This window comes from Lysinibacillus louembei, assembly GCF_033880585.1.
Taxonomy (GTDB): domain Bacteria; phylum Bacillota; class Bacilli; order Bacillales_A; family Planococcaceae; genus Metasolibacillus; species Metasolibacillus louembei.
In genome coordinates this window covers 786899-800906 of sequence record NZ_CP137624.1, presented here as the reverse complement: position 1 = coordinate 800906, position 14008 = coordinate 786899, and the positions used below count along the sequence as shown (strand labels likewise).

The 14008-nt window shown below is 39.8% G+C and carries 11 protein-coding genes; 4 read left to right on the top strand and 7 right to left on the bottom strand.

The features are described 5' to 3' along the window. Nucleotides 1-168 precede the first annotated feature (168 nt). The gene (locus tag R6U77_RS03805; protein WP_319837515.1) at nt 169-1857 is read left to right on the top strand and encodes an IS1182 family transposase; all 1689 of its coding nucleotides are present in this window, start codon (nt 169-171) and stop codon (nt 1855-1857) included. Here R6U77_RS03805 and R6U77_RS03800 read toward each other — a convergent pair. Both R6U77_RS03800 and R6U77_RS03795 read right to left on the bottom strand, forming a co-directional pair. Beyond that, nucleotides 1844-3217, bottom strand: a complete 1374-nt coding sequence (locus tag R6U77_RS03800) for a sensor histidine kinase (RefSeq protein WP_319837514.1) — start codon at nt 3215-3217, stop codon at nt 1844-1846. The two genes, R6U77_RS03805 and R6U77_RS03800, sit on opposite strands and share 14 nt — an antisense overlap. Before the next feature lie 13 nt (nt 3218-3230). Continuing rightward, nucleotides 3231-3923 (bottom strand): response regulator transcription factor, encoded by a 693-nt coding sequence (locus R6U77_RS03795; RefSeq protein WP_319837513.1) that lies wholly within the window; start codon nt 3921-3923, stop codon nt 3231-3233. Nucleotides 3924-4108: 185 nt separating this feature from the next. Between R6U77_RS03795 and R6U77_RS03790 the strand changes: the two genes are divergently transcribed. Continuing rightward, entirely contained in the window at nt 4109-5446 is a 1338-nt protein-coding gene (locus tag R6U77_RS03790) for an acetamidase/formamidase family protein (RefSeq protein WP_319837512.1), read from the top strand. A gap of 154 nt (nt 5447-5600) precedes the next feature. Continuing rightward, nucleotides 5601-7013 (top strand): hypothetical protein, encoded by a 1413-nt coding sequence (locus tag R6U77_RS03785; RefSeq protein WP_319837511.1) that lies wholly within the window; start codon nt 5601-5603, stop codon nt 7011-7013. On the opposite strand, the gene R6U77_RS03780 is transcribed toward R6U77_RS03785, so the two are convergent. Continuing rightward, nucleotides 6999-7577: a hypothetical protein gene (locus R6U77_RS03780; protein ID WP_293926063.1), complete on the bottom strand. Its 579-nt coding sequence runs from the start codon at nt 7575-7577 to the stop codon at nt 6999-7001. The two genes, R6U77_RS03785 and R6U77_RS03780, sit on opposite strands and share 15 nt — an antisense overlap. Before the next feature lie 413 nt (nt 7578-7990). On the opposite strand from R6U77_RS03780, the gene R6U77_RS03775 reads away from it, so the two are divergent. Next, a complete protein-coding gene (locus R6U77_RS03775; RefSeq protein ID WP_319837510.1) occupies nt 7991-9589 on the top strand; it encodes a gamma-glutamyltransferase family protein in 1599 nt (532 codons plus the stop codon). 91 nt (nt 9590-9680) lie between these two features. Here the strand turns inward: R6U77_RS03775 and R6U77_RS03770 are convergent, their stop codons facing one another. The 4 genes from R6U77_RS03770 to R6U77_RS03755 all read right to left on the bottom strand — a co-directional run bounded on the left by R6U77_RS03770 (nt 9681) and on the right by R6U77_RS03755 (nt 13800). Continuing rightward, nucleotides 9681-10634, bottom strand: a complete 954-nt coding sequence (locus R6U77_RS03770) for a transketolase family protein (protein ID WP_293926061.1) — start codon at nt 10632-10634, stop codon at nt 9681-9683. Further along, entirely contained in the window at nt 10635-11474 is an 840-nt protein-coding gene (locus R6U77_RS03765) for a transketolase (protein ID WP_319837509.1), read from the bottom strand. It abuts the gene before it with no gap. Between the two features lie 51 nt (nt 11475-11525). Then, complete coding sequence (locus R6U77_RS03760) at nt 11526-12737, bottom strand: diphosphate--fructose-6-phosphate 1-phosphotransferase (RefSeq protein WP_319837508.1); 1212 nt, start codon at nt 12735-12737, stop codon at nt 11526-11528. A gap of 61 nt (nt 12738-12798) precedes the next feature. After that, complete coding sequence (locus R6U77_RS03755) at nt 12799-13800, bottom strand: LacI family DNA-binding transcriptional regulator (RefSeq protein ID WP_319837507.1); 1002 nt, start codon at nt 13798-13800, stop codon at nt 12799-12801. Nucleotides 13801-14008: the final 208 nt, after the last annotated feature.

The following is a 14008-nucleotide window of genomic DNA, read 5'->3' as shown; positions in this document are numbered from 1 at the left end:
TAGAAATATGAAAAGAGGCTGGGACAAAACCCACCTCTAAATTAAAAAGCCGGTGAAATTTTACCATCAGTAAAATTTCACCGGCTTTCAATTTTTTCATAAAAAATAAGGATCACTTCTGATAAAATTAAGTCACCATAACCAAATTATACAGAAAGAAGGATCCTTATGTTTAAAGATTATAACATGAATCAATTAGTTTTACCGCTGGATGTTGAAATAAAATTACAAGAACACGATATCGCCTTCTCTATTCATCAATTAGTGGAAAGTATCCCCACAGAAGCTTTCGCTCCTTTTCTGCAACAAACCGGCTGTCCAGCCTATCACCCACGTATGATGCTCAAGCTCATTTTATGTGGCTATACCCAATCAGCGTTCTCTGGTCGCCGAATTGAAGACCTGACGAAAGATAGCCTTCGTATGATGTGGCTTGCGCAAGGCTATCAACCAAGTTACCGTACCATCAATCGTTTCCGTGTTCACCCATTGACAAAGGAATTGCTTCGTCAATGTTTCGTGCAATTCCGTTGTCAACTGGTGAAGGAGGACCTGATTGCGCAAGAAGCCATTTTTATTGACGGCACGAAAATCGAAGCAACTGCGAACAAATTCACCTTTGTGTGGAAACGTTCGATTGAAAAATATGAAGCGAGTTTGGTGGAAAAATCAAACCAGCTGTATGAGGAATTACTGCAACAACAAATTATACCAGCCATCGAACAAGAAGTGGAAACGCAGCTGTCCATCACTGAATTAAAGCAGGTGGCAGAAAAATTAGAAGAAGTCGTAGCCGACTATACAGAAAGAATCGAGCAATCCGAAAAGGCACAAGAGCGAAAGCAGCTACGAAGTGAACGAAAAACACCGAAACAACAATGGAAGCAAGTAAACGAGTGGATCACCCGCAAACAGAAATATGAACGAGATTTTGCGATTTTCGGCAAACGGAATAGCTATGCCAAAACAGACCCTGATGCAACTTTTATGCGCATGAAGGATGACTACATGCAAAATGGCCAATTAAAAGCGGGCTACAATTTACAAATTGCGACAGAGGGACAGTACACATTGGCTTATGGCATTTATGCGAATCCAACGGATACGAAAACGTTGATTCCCTTCTTGGATGAAATCGAGAGACGCTATTTTCAATTGCCACAACATATCGTAGCCGATGCCGGCTATGGTAGTGAGCCAAACTATGAAGATGTACGAAACAACCGAAAGTGTGAACCTGTGATTCCCTATACGCATTATCGAAAAGAGCAAAGCAAAAAATACCAACAAGACCCCTTCCGAACAAGTAACTGGATGTATGATGAAGAGTTGGATACCTATATCTGTCCATACCAGCAAAAAGTAACGTTCCGCTATGAGTCAACACAAGAAGACAAAGAAGGATTCCAACGAACGTTTCGTATCTATGAATGCGAAGACTGTACCGGTTGTCCATTTCGAGAGAAATGTACGAAAGCCCAAGAAGGCAAGTCACGGAAAATCAAGGTAAATGAAAACTGGGAACAACAAAAAGCATATGTACGTACAAAGCTTTCAGAAGCCAAAGCAGGAACTCTCTACCGTCAACGAAAAGTAGATGTAGAACCAGTTTTTGGCTGTCTGAAGGCTAATTTAGGTTTTACTCGCTTTTCGGTTCGTGGTCAATCGAAGGTGGAAAACGAAATCGGCTTCGCTTTGATGGCCGTGAATCTACGAAAGTATAGGTGGAAGAGGAAATCTTCTTCCAGTTCTTCCTTTCACACATCAAAAAATCGAAATCACCTGATGCGATTTCGATTTTTTGTATGGACTAGAACTATTTATGTCCCAGCCTCTTTATTTGTTACAGCTGAATGATAACGCTTGTTCCAATGCCAAGCTCGCTCATTAATTCTACCTCACCACCGTGTGCTTGAATGACATCACGGGCAATCGCCATACCAAGTCCAGTCCCTTTAATATTTTCTGTGTTCGTTCCTCGATAATAGCGTTCGAATACTTGCGGTAAGTCTGCCTTTGTAATACCTTTACCATTATCCCGAATGTGAATAACGGCGGTTCCGCCTACTTCCTCCACAGAAACCTTCAGAATAACCTCTTCTTCATTATGCACGAGTGCGTTATAAATAAAATTGAGCAATGCCCGTTTCATTAAATGCGTATCAATACATTTTGTTAGCTTGTCGATTGATGCATTGAATGTAATGTTGCGCTCGCCAAATGTCGCATCATTTAGCACATCGATAACAAGCTCACGTACAAATGAAACAATATTTGTGTCAACAAGCTGTAAAGGCATTTCCTGTTGGCGCAGACGCATTGTTAATGTGAAATCATCGAGCAATTCTCGCATATAAACGGACTTTTTCTCAATAATTTCCGCATATTCTGTCTGTTCTGATGTAGAAATATTGCTTTGCAGTAGCTCCGCATAGCCTTGAATGGCAGCAAGTGGTGTTTTCATATCATGAGAAACATTGCTAACCCATTCGTTGCGCATTTGCTCCAGCTTGCGTCGCTCCTCCTCCTGCAATTTTAAGCTTTCAGCGACGTCATCTAAATTGTGGAAAATGGAACGATAAAGCCCTCTGCTATGCTTTGAGTCAACTGCAAAGTTGCGGTTTTTCAGCATGCGAATGCGCTCTATCATTCGGTAAATCGGCTTCGTTAAAAAGGAGCTGAAAATAAAGCCGATAATGATGGCAATAAGTAAATCGACGATAATCATAATAAGCGCAAGCTGTGCAGTAAATTGCGTGATTGAGCTTGTGTTGGAAGTGATAACAATTTTCGATAGATTGCGGTCTTGAATACCGACTAAATACATGATGTCATTGTGTTCTGCCACAAATGTAGAAACCTGATTTTCATCGCGGTATTTATAAGCATGGACTAATTCCACTGGTGTGTAATGCACAGGCGCGGTGGCGGGTGCAAGTGCATTGCCAATAACATTACCATTGTCATCTAAAAATTGTAGCCATGCATTGCGTTCTTCCAATGCAGCAATCCCTTTATCTGAAATAACGGGCTCTCCATCTACCTCTGTAATATAACGTGCAAGTGTGCGCGTGAAATCAGTTGCAGAGGCAGGATGCTCCTCACCAGAGCTATAGTACGCATAGAACACAAGTGCAATGATGGCATTTACTAAAATAACACAAAACACTGTGCAAAGTATGGCCATTAAAAAGCGGCCTGTTAGCTTCCATCTCATCATGCCTCCCTCCTTATTTCGCTACGAAGCGATAGCCTAAGCCTTTAACTGTTGTAATATAAATAGGGTTAGAAGGATTGTCCTCAACCTTTTCACGTAGACGACGAATATGCACCATCAATGTATTATCTGCACCGAAAAAATCCTCTCCCCATACTTGCTGAAACAATGTTTCCTTGCTTAAAATGCGATTTGGATTGCGCAAAAAGCACGCCATTAAGCCAACTTCCTTTGCTGTTAAATCGAGTGCTGTGCCCGCCTTATATACCTCTGTTGCATCCTCATTAATCGAAAACGGACCAACCTGTGTAGTGAGTGCTTCAGGCTGTGTGTGATAGCCAGCGCGACGTAGCTGCGCTTTTACGCGATAAGCAACCTCCTTTGGACTAAATGGCTTTGTAATATAATCATCGCCACCAATAGCAAGCCCGAGCAATTTATCAATTTCATCTGATTTTGCTGATAAAAATAAAATGGGTATATGAGATACTTCGCGTACTTTTTTACATAAATCATAGCCCTCTCCATCAGGTAGCATGATGTCGACTAATGCGATATTTGGAGCATGCTGCTGAAACATGTCCCAGCCTTCTGCAACAGAGCCTGCGCTGACAATGTTTGAAAAGCCCTCCTTTTGTAGAGTAGTTATTAGTAAATTTCGTAAGTCTGCCTCATCATCTATAATTAAAATGCATGGCTGTTCCATACAAGCACCTCTCTCATCATTACTATTCCTTTTTAGTATAGGGGATAGTGAAAGGGATGTGAATTTTTAGTGTCATTACTACTACAATTGACAGAATATTCTTTGAAAAATGCATAAATGCTTGTACTATAATTTTCCACTCGTTAAACTAGTAATATAAAGTATAGAAAGGGATGGTGGCTTTAATGACGAATGAACAACCACTCGAACAAGAGCAAGGCGAAGCAATTAAAGCGGTAGAAACGATTTTTGTGAATGAGTTTACGAATGGTGTATTAGATCCAAATAAGCCGATGCTTGGTCCGTTACGAGATGGCGGTACAATCATTGCAAACACAGCGCCAGGCTGCTGGGGACCAATGCTAACACCTGAAATACGAGGCGGACATGAAGTAACAAAACCAGTATACATAGAGGGTGCTGAAGTTGGGGATGCACTTGTCATTAAAATTAAATCAATTCAAGTAACATCCATTGCGACTGCATCAGGTACAGATGAAGCATTGTCCGATCGTTTTATCGGTGACCCGTTTATCAAAGTAAAATGCCCAGGCTGTGGTAAATTGCATCCACAAACAAAGGTGCAAGGGATTGGAAAGCAGGCAATTCGCTGTGCTATTTGTGATACAGAAACCGCTCCTTTTGCCATTACAAACGGTTATACGATGGCATTTCATCATAATGAGAAACTAGGTGTGACGGTTGGTAAGGAGGGGGCACGTAAAATTGCCCTTGAAGCGAACAGCTATATGCGCATACCTGAAAATTCAAAGCAAAACCCTGTTGTTAGCCTTGCTCCTGCTGATTTAGTTGGTGTGCTAGCGAGAATGCGCCCGTTTTTAGGGCAGCTAGGTACAGTACCTTCAAAGGCAATGCCAGATTCACATAATGCAGGAGACTTTGGTGTAGCGTTAATTGGTGCACCGCATGAATTTATTGTAACGGCAGAGGAGTTAGCAGAGCATAAAACAGATGGGCATATGGATATTAATCGGGTACGTCAAGGAGCTACTATAATTTGCCCAGTAAAGGTAGATGGGGGTGGCGTTTATGTTGGCGATATGCATGCAATGCAGGGCGATGGTGAAATTGCAGGGCATACGACAGATGTGTCAGGCATTGTTCAGCTACAAGTAAGCGTGTTAAAGAAAGTAGCGATTGATGGACCTATCATTTTGCCGAACGAGGATGACTTGCCATATACAGCGAAGCCATTTACAAAAGAAGAAAAGCGCTTAGCACGGGAGCTAGCTGAGGAATATGGCTTAAAGCAACTAGAAGAAGCGTTTCCGATTTCCGTTGTTGGCACTGGAGCTGATTTAAATATCGCGACAGAAAATGCAGTCCAACGTGCGGCAGCTTTATTCGATTTATCTGTTGAGGAAATGAAAAACCGCATTACGTTAACGGGTGGAGTTGAGGTTGGTCGTTTACCAGGCGTTGTGACGGCTACCTGCCAAGTGCCAAAATCACTTTTAAAGCAGGCAAAAATATTTAAACCAGTAAAACAGCAATATGATTAGCAGTGACTGTTTGGAAGGTAGAGTAATATGCTATCTTCCAAACAGTCACTATTGCTTTAACTAGATAGCCCAAATTCGCACAAAAAACTACAGCAACCTTACCATCTGTTTGATATAGTAGAAATAGAATGATGTGATTAAAGGAGGAAAGCATATGCTACAAATAGACGAGCAGTTGTACAGCATAGCGCATGGGCAAATAGGGGAGCCCTTTATGCGTGCAATTGCCACAGTTTCGAATGAAACGTCTAGCATTTGGGGTGAGCTTCTTCCAATAAAACAAATTTTAGTGAGCGATGAACTGGCATTAGCTTTAGTGAAAAGCTACTGTATTGAAGATATTGCAGCTTTTTCAAATGTTGAGCAAGGCGTGAAAAAGGTGCTACAAGATTTATTGCAGCACAATTATGATGCTCAGCTATTGCAATATATGGCACTCCACCAATCTATTGAAGTACAAAATCTGCTCAGATTTTTAACTGGAATGGAAATAACATTACCTGAACAGGAAATTCAATATTTAGCAGTTTATAAAATTGCAAACCAATGGCTAATTCACCCAATTTGGAGACAGGACAGCGATTTTTGGTGTCAGCTACATGCTAAAAAGCTATATAGTTTATTTATGCAAGTTGATATTGCCTATATACAAAGCCCAGCATTGCTTATTTTACAATTACAAAAAGCGCTAGCAAGCATCTCGATGTCCAAAAACCGTATTGCAACAATAATCCATCAAATCATCGATAATATTACAAAGAGCAATGAGCTATCCTATGAATTAAAAATGCTGCATTTAAGCGATGTCATTATCCACTTTACAAGTGGCTCCAAACATTTTCAAAAGCTAAGAAAGCGCATCGCTAAGCTTGAGACAATGTGGCTTGAAGGTGAGTGGGCGTTAACGGAAAAGGAGCGGACATTGCTTGCCTATATATTATTTGAGGAGGCAGTCTCACGTAAGGATGCTGAGCAAATATTAGTGCACGGGCTATTTTTAATCGAGGAGGATCGTTTAAATAATCATATTGTTGAATTGATGGTGGAATATAACGAAGTACTGAAAATTATTCCGCCACAGCCTGAAACGATTGTGAAGGCGTATAATAAAAATTGTGGGGAATTCATTTTTTATTATGTTATTGAGGCACTTGTTAAAACACAGCAGTTTGACCGTGTAATCAGCTTATTAAAGGATTATGAAATCGCATCATGTACAGAGATTTATCAATACATAAATAAGGTGCAGGATGAGGATTTATTACATAAAATTGAGGCTAGCGTGCAAAGGGGGATTGCATGTATTGTCGATGGCTCCACACAGCATGTGAGGCAATCTTTAGTGAAATGGCAAGAATCCTACTTGATGAAAAGAGGGCCCTATGCCGAAATTGTTGTAATGACTTCAAAGCATGTATGTCATATTTTAAAGTCATTATGGGCAACAGAGCAGCTTGAGTTGTTTGAGCGGCTAATAGAAATTTATCGGAAGTATTTATTCGTACCAGCTCATTTTCAACAGCTCCGTGCATTTGTTGCCGCAACAGTTCGGTCAAATGACTTTTGATATGGACGCAATTGGAATATTGTGCATCGGCTTAGAGCGTGGGATAAACACATAGCGACTGAGCTCTCCTTTATAACAAAGATGCATATAAGGAAGCTTGCCTAAATCAGTTGGCTTCATAAAATATGGGCATAAGCCATCCAAGTTGAAGCCAGCATCCTTCAGTAAAGTGGCTATGAATTGTGAGCAAAAGAATGCCCATTCACGTTCTAGCTTAATGCGACATGCTACGCCAATTAAACCAATGAAATTGTAGCGGAATTTGTCCATATGCTGCTTGAAAAATTGAATTTTTTGTTGTAATAATTCGTACTGCTCGTCCGTTACATTACATTCGTAAATTGCGCAATTGGCGGAACGCAACAATTTAGAATGAATATTTTCTTGCACAAAGCCTCCAATAAAAGGATTGTTTTCGAATTTTCGACCAAAGCTATACATCTCGGTTAAATTGCGATCAAATGCAATAGAGACATGATTGAAATTTTCTTGTGTATAGAGTTGTATGGCGCGAGAAAGAATGGAGCCGGTTTCCGTTAATACAATATAAATTACTTTACCCATGAAAATCACCTCAATATCACAATAGCAAACAAAAATGAAGAAATAGTATCATTAATAATTAAAAAAGTCTTAATATTTAGTACGTTTAAAATGCAAAAAAGATTCATCATACGAAAGAATATTTTTTAATAGAAATAGTGATTGTGTTAATGTAGTTTGTTTAACAGTAAAAATTTTAAATACTTTAAGCATCATAATAGAGAATACCTTTTATTTCAAGGCTTGAAAAAATCTTTCTAGCAGTAACGAAGCTTTTTATTTATATATTAATAGTAAAGAAATTTCGCATTTTCAGTAATGACCTATCTATGTATCTTTGACTAGGTCTTGAGGCTGAGAGACTTTGACTAAGATGAAAGTAGATTATATGCTACAATTTACGTATAAATACATAAAAATTTGGGGTGGAAAATATGGATTTTTTAAAACAGCCGTTTCATTCACAACGCTATACGCATTTTGCGCGTAAAGGGATGGTAGCAACATCACAGCCACTTGCAGCACAAGCTGGCTTAGAAATTTTAAAGAAGGGCGGGAATGCAGTAGATGCAGCAATCGCAACAGCAGCAGCTTTAACGGTTGTTGAACCAACGTCTAACGGCATCGGAGGCGATGCCTTTGCGATTGTTTGGATGAATGGAGAAATACATGGCTTAAACGGATCAGGACCAGCTCCAAAGTCTATTTCAATTGATGCTGTTCGCGAGCGAGGCCTTGAAAAAATGCCTGTTTACGGCTTGCTACCTGTTACAGTTCCAGGAGTACCAGCATCTTGGGCAGCATTATCCAAAAAATTTGGCAAGCTATCGCTGCTTGAAACATTAACACCAGCAATAGAATATGCAGAAAAAGGATTCCCGTTATCACCAATTTTAGGTCAATATTGGGAAAGGGCTTATGCAAAGTTTAAGGAATCTTGCACGTCTGAAGAATTTGAAGCATGGTTTGCAACATTTGCACCAAAAGGACGAGCGCCAAAGGTCGGTGAAATTTGGTCATCGCAAGGGCATGCAGACACGCTACGCTCAATTGGGGAAACAGATGCACGCAGCTTTTATGAGGGCGAGCTAGCTGATAAAATGGATGCTCTCATGAAGAAGCATAATGGTTTTTTAACGAAGGAAGATTTAGAAAGCTACGAGCCAGAATGGGTGGAGCCAGTTTCTGTTAACTATAGAGGCTATGATGTGTGGGAAATTCCGCCGAATGGTCACGGGATTGTTGCAACGATGGCACTTAATATTTATCAGCAGCTAGAACAGCCGAAATGGCATGATGCTGATACATTGCATGCACAAATCGAGGCGATGAAGGCAGCATTTACAGATGGCAAGGCATATATTACAGAGCAAGCAGATATGCCTGTGACAGTTGATTATTTACTGTCTGAGGAATATGCAAAATTCAAGGCATCAGAGATTACAGCATATGCAGCGAATCCACAGCCGACGAAAATTCCATCAGGCGGAACAGTGTATTTAGCGACAGCGGATGAAGATGGCAATATGGTATCGTATATTCAAAGTAATTATATGGGCTTTGGCTCTGGCGTTGTTGTACCTGATACAGGCATCGCATTGCAAAATCGCGGCTATGATTTTTCTTTAGATGCACAAGCACCGAATGCCTTAAAAGGTGGTAAACGCTCATATCATACAATTATTCCAGGGTTTTTAACAAAGGATGGCAACGCTGTTGGACCGTTTGGAGTAATGGGTGGTTATATGCAGCCACAAGGGCATATGCAAGTCGTATCACATACAGTGGACTTCGACTTAAACCCACAGGCAACGCTCGATATGCCGAGATGGCAATGGACAGGTGAGAAGACAATATTAGTGGAGCCTCATTTCCCACAATATTTAATTGAGGAGCTACGTCGTAAAGGCCACAATATCCAAATAAGCGAATCTGGTGGCTTCGGTCGTGGGCAAATTATTTGGCGTAACGAAGACGGTGTGCTGATGGGCGGTACAGAATCGCGCACAGATGGGCATATTGCAAGTTATTAATAATGTAGTTGAGATTTAAAGAAATTCCTTCTTTATATAGGATAGGGCTGTAGGGCAAGGTAATACCAACCTTGTCCTACAGCCCCTTTCATTAACGTTTGCGTGCTAACACACGCTTCGCAGCTTCAGCTACATGTATAGGTAATAATTCATGTTTATTTAATAGCTCATCATTATCTGCTGATTCAGAATTACGGTCTTTGACACCAACAAATTCGATTGGAGTAGGTTCGTTGGCTGCTAAAATTTCAGCTACAGCGCTGCCTAAACCACCGTAAATGCTATGCTCCTCTGCCGTGACGATTGCGCCAGTACGTACAGCAGCTTGAATAATAGCCTCTTGATCAATTGGCTTAATTGAAGGTAAATGCAAGACAGCCGCTGAAATATTTTGTTCTGCTAAAATTTCTGCTGCTTCTAATGCACGGCTTGTTTGCGTTCCTGTTGCTATAATTGTTAAATCTGTACCTTCACGTAATTGAACGCCTTTGCCTACTTCGAATTGATGTTGCTCATCAAAAATAACTGGGTAGTTGTCACGTGCTAAACGAATATAGACAGGTCCGTTATATTCATTTGCCCATTTAATCATCGCTGCTGTTTCTACTGCATCAGCAGGAGCGAGTACAGTCATATTCGCTAGCGTTCTGAAAATAGCAATATCCTCTAAGGCTTGATGGGATTTCCCCGTTAGCCCTGTTAGTAAGCCGCTATATGCACCAATCATTTTCACATCTAAATTTGGTTGTGCAATTTGAACTTGAATTTGATCAAGGGCACGTTTTGACATAAAGGCAGCAAATGTAGCCACCCATGGCTGTAGTCCAGTTGTGGCTAATCCAGCCGCAACGCTTAACATATTTTGCTCGGCGATGCCCATTTGCAAAAACTTCTCTGGCAATTTTGTTGCCACCGTATCGATTTTTGTTGATGTCGCTAAGTCACCATCTAATACATATACCTTTTCATCAGATTGTGAGATTTCTAATAGAGCCGTACTAAATGTATCGCGCATTGACACCTTTTTAAGTTCAGAAATTTTCATTTATAATCCTCCTACAGCATTTAATTCCGCTAGTGCATTTGCTAGTTCTTCATCCGATGGAACTTTAGAGTGCCATAAATAGTTGCCCTCCATGAAGCTAATCCCTTTTCCTTTGACCGTATCTGCAATAATTACTGTAGGCTTCTCCTTCGTTGATTTTGCTTCCTCAAATGCTTGTAAAATATCAGCATAAGAATGCCCATCAATACGAATAACATGCCAGCCAAAGGCAAGCCATTTTTCCTCGAAAAGGTCGTTCGGTGCAGAGCGCTCTGTATCTGTTCCAGGCCAGCCGTATTGCTGTAATTTATTGTAATCTACAATAACAACAAGGTTATCAAGGTTGTACTTTGGTGCAATGAAAGCAGCTTCCCATACTTGACCTTCCTGTGATTCCCCATCACCAATCATGCAATATGTGCGGAAGCCCTGATTTTGTAATTTCGCTCCTAAAGCCATACCAACTGCTGCTGAAATCCCTTGACCTAAAGAGCCTGTAGACATTTCAATGCCTGGGAGGGCCTTCATATCAGGGTGTCCTTGTAATCGAGAGTTTAAAGAATCAAAAGTAAACAGTTCCTCGTTTGGTAAGTATCCTCGTTCAGCAAGAACCGCATATAAACCAATGGCAGAGTGTCCCTTTGATAGGATGAAGCGGTCCCGCTCAGCATCCTTTGGATTGCTTGGGTCAACATTCATCTCGTTGAAATAGAGCGTTGTTAATATATCGATGGCAGATAGCGGGCCTCCAATATGCCCAGCTCCTGCATGATGTACAACCTTTAATAAATCTTTTCGTGCATTTGTAGCCTTTTCTTGTAGTAAGTTAATGACTGACATAAAATTCCTCCTTAAATTCAAAATGAGTAAGCGCTTAACCATTGTCGGAAATTATATATTCACCAGCTTGTCGAAGAAATAATCTTGAGCAGGTGAGACATCTTCCTCTAAAAGAGGAGTTAAATAGTTTGAAAATGCACCTTGAATCGTATTCATTGTGCTGTTGTACCATTCTATTGGGAAATGCTTTTCAACATCTACAACATTTTTTAAGAAAACTGTGCCGTAAACAGGGGCATAACTAGTACCTTCTTGGCGAATTAATGTCACCATGACATTGTTATTACCATTCTGCACAGCTTCCCAGGCGTTCATACCGAGAGTATACGCTTCTTCCACATCGACAATAGATAGACAGCTCGTGCAGCATCTTTGCCAAATGCTCGTATCGATATAGCGAGTTGAAATGCCGAGATTTTGATGAATTTGTTGTTTAAGCGTGTAAGATACACCACCTAATTTCGGTCTATTCAGCGTATCAAAAAGGATATTATCTGAGCCGATTAATCTCTCGTTTTTATCACGAATACCTTCAGAAACAATAAGAAGTGTATGGGCACCATTGTTTTTATTTTTCTCGATATTTTCCAAGCACTGCTCCATATTAAACGGAACTTCTGGTATATAAATGAGCTGCTGGCAATTGGACTGAGGGTTTGCTGCCAATGAGCAAGCGGCAGCTAACCAGCCTGTGTTGCGTCCCATTGTTTCTAAAATAGTTACTTTTTTAGGAAGCTCATAGCTAGCAATATCAAATGTGATATCACGTGTACAAGAAATCAAAAACTTCGCTGCACTCGCATAACCCGGTGAATGATCAATCAAGTGTAAATCGTTATCAATTGATTTCGGAATGCCAATCGTATACAAATCATAATTATTGTTGCGAGCATATATGCTAATTTGATGTGCAACATGCATGGAGCCATTGCCACCGATATAAAAAAAGTAACGGACATTTAAAGCTTTAAATACATTGATAATTTGTTTTAAATGTTGCTCGTCTACTTTTAATCGGCATGTTCCAAGCACTGCACCTGGCGTGTACTTAATGTTATGAAGCTGTTGCTCTGAAAGGGCATCAAGGCGAACAAAGGTGTTTTGCAATAAGCCTTGAAGACCGCCTTTTGCTCCATAAACAGGAATATCAGCTTTTTTACGTATAGCGGTAACAAGTCCAGCTAATGAGCTGTTAATAACGGCTGTTGGGCCACCTGATTGAACAACCATAGCAGTTCCGCGAATAATAATCGCCTCCTTCAAGATAAGTTAAGCGCTTAACCTAATTTTACGTTATTATAAAATGAATTTTTAGAATTTTCAACTACAAAATTAGATTTTTTACTGTTTCCCTTTCAATAATTTTAGTTTTCAACGTAATAGTTTGATGTGCGTTATCGCCGTTAATTGCATTCATAAGCAATTGAACTGCCTCTGTCGCAATTTCTCGCTGTGGCTGTTCAACTGTTGTTAAAGCAGGCTCAACAATTTGTGCAAAAATACTATTATCAAAGCCGATGATGGAAATATCCTCTGGTACATTTAGATTAAGTTTTTTACAAGCTTTAATAGCACCTGTTGCCATTAAATCATTGCATGCAAAAAATGCAGTTGGCTTTATAGAGGAAACCTTCATAATTTGCTGTAGGCTTTTAAAGCCATCTTGAATTGTTGATTCTTTTGCATAATAATACTCATCCATAGGCACAAGCCCATTTTTGCGCATTGCATCTGCATAGCCTCGATAGCGTTCACGGTTACTCCAAATATTACGTGCAATAATTGCTATTTGCTGGTGTCCTCGTTCAATCAAGTAAGAGGTAGCACGGAATCCGGCGTCATAGTCATTAATTGATACAAGATTTAGTTGTTTACCAGGTGCATTTCTAGCAACAAGTACAATAGGGATATTCATTGCCTGTATTTTTTCTATCGCTTCAAAGCTTTCAAAGCCAGATGCTAAAATAAAACCATCAACATTTTTTTGTAGTAATAAAGATACATACATTTCCTCTTTCTCTGTAATATAGTCTGTACTGCAAATAACAACATTATAGTTAAAGCTACTAGCCATGTCTTCAACATATCTTGCTAGCTCAGAAAAGAATGGATTCGCTAAATCTGGTAAAATAAAGCCAATTGTACATGTTTTTTTGCCCATCAAGGCAGATGCCATCAAGTTAGGTTTATAGTCTAGCTCTTTAATAACATCATTAACCTTTTTACGTGTTTTATCACCAATTCGTCCAGTATTATTAATGACTTTTGATACTGTAGCGATGGAAACATTTGCTGCCTTTGCGACATCGTAAATATTTACTTTCATACTGTAAAACCTCATTTCTATATAGTAATCACGGTTATTTTTAGCGCTAAGCCTTGTAAAAATAAGACGTATTATCATTATCTTAAACCCAAATTATGGATAAGAGCCTAATAAATTAAAGTATATCTTTTGAGTTAGAATACCATGATTTTTTTCTTTAGCAATAGATTTTATAAAAGGATTTCGAGATACATATATTAAGGATAAT

Coding starts and splice junctions, on each gene's coding strand:
- R6U77_RS03790 (WP_319837512.1), top strand. CDS start 4,109: ATGACGAATGAACAACCACTCGAACAAGAGCAAGGCGAAGCAATTAAA.
- R6U77_RS03770 (WP_293926061.1), bottom strand. CDS start 10,634: ATGAAAATTTCTGAACTTAAAAAGGTGTCAATGCGCGATACATTTAGT.
- R6U77_RS03765 (WP_319837509.1), bottom strand. CDS start 11,474: ATGTCAGTCATTAACTTACTACAAGAAAAGGCTACAAATGCACGAAAA.
- R6U77_RS03805 (WP_319837515.1), top strand. CDS start 169: ATGTTTAAAGATTATAACATGAATCAATTAGTTTTACCGCTGGATGTT.
- R6U77_RS03755 (WP_319837507.1), bottom strand. CDS start 13,800: ATGAAAGTAAATATTTACGATGTCGCAAAGGCAGCAAATGTTTCCATC.
- R6U77_RS03775 (WP_319837510.1), top strand. CDS start 7,991: ATGGATTTTTTAAAACAGCCGTTTCATTCACAACGCTATACGCATTTT.
- R6U77_RS03785 (WP_319837511.1), top strand. CDS start 5,601: ATGCTACAAATAGACGAGCAGTTGTACAGCATAGCGCATGGGCAAATA.
- R6U77_RS03780 (WP_293926063.1), bottom strand. CDS start 7,577: ATGGGTAAAGTAATTTATATTGTATTAACGGAAACCGGCTCCATTCTT.
- R6U77_RS03795 (WP_319837513.1), bottom strand. CDS start 3,923: ATGGAACAGCCATGCATTTTAATTATAGATGATGAGGCAGACTTACGA.
- R6U77_RS03800 (WP_319837514.1), bottom strand. CDS start 3,217: ATGAGATGGAAGCTAACAGGCCGCTTTTTAATGGCCATACTTTGCACA.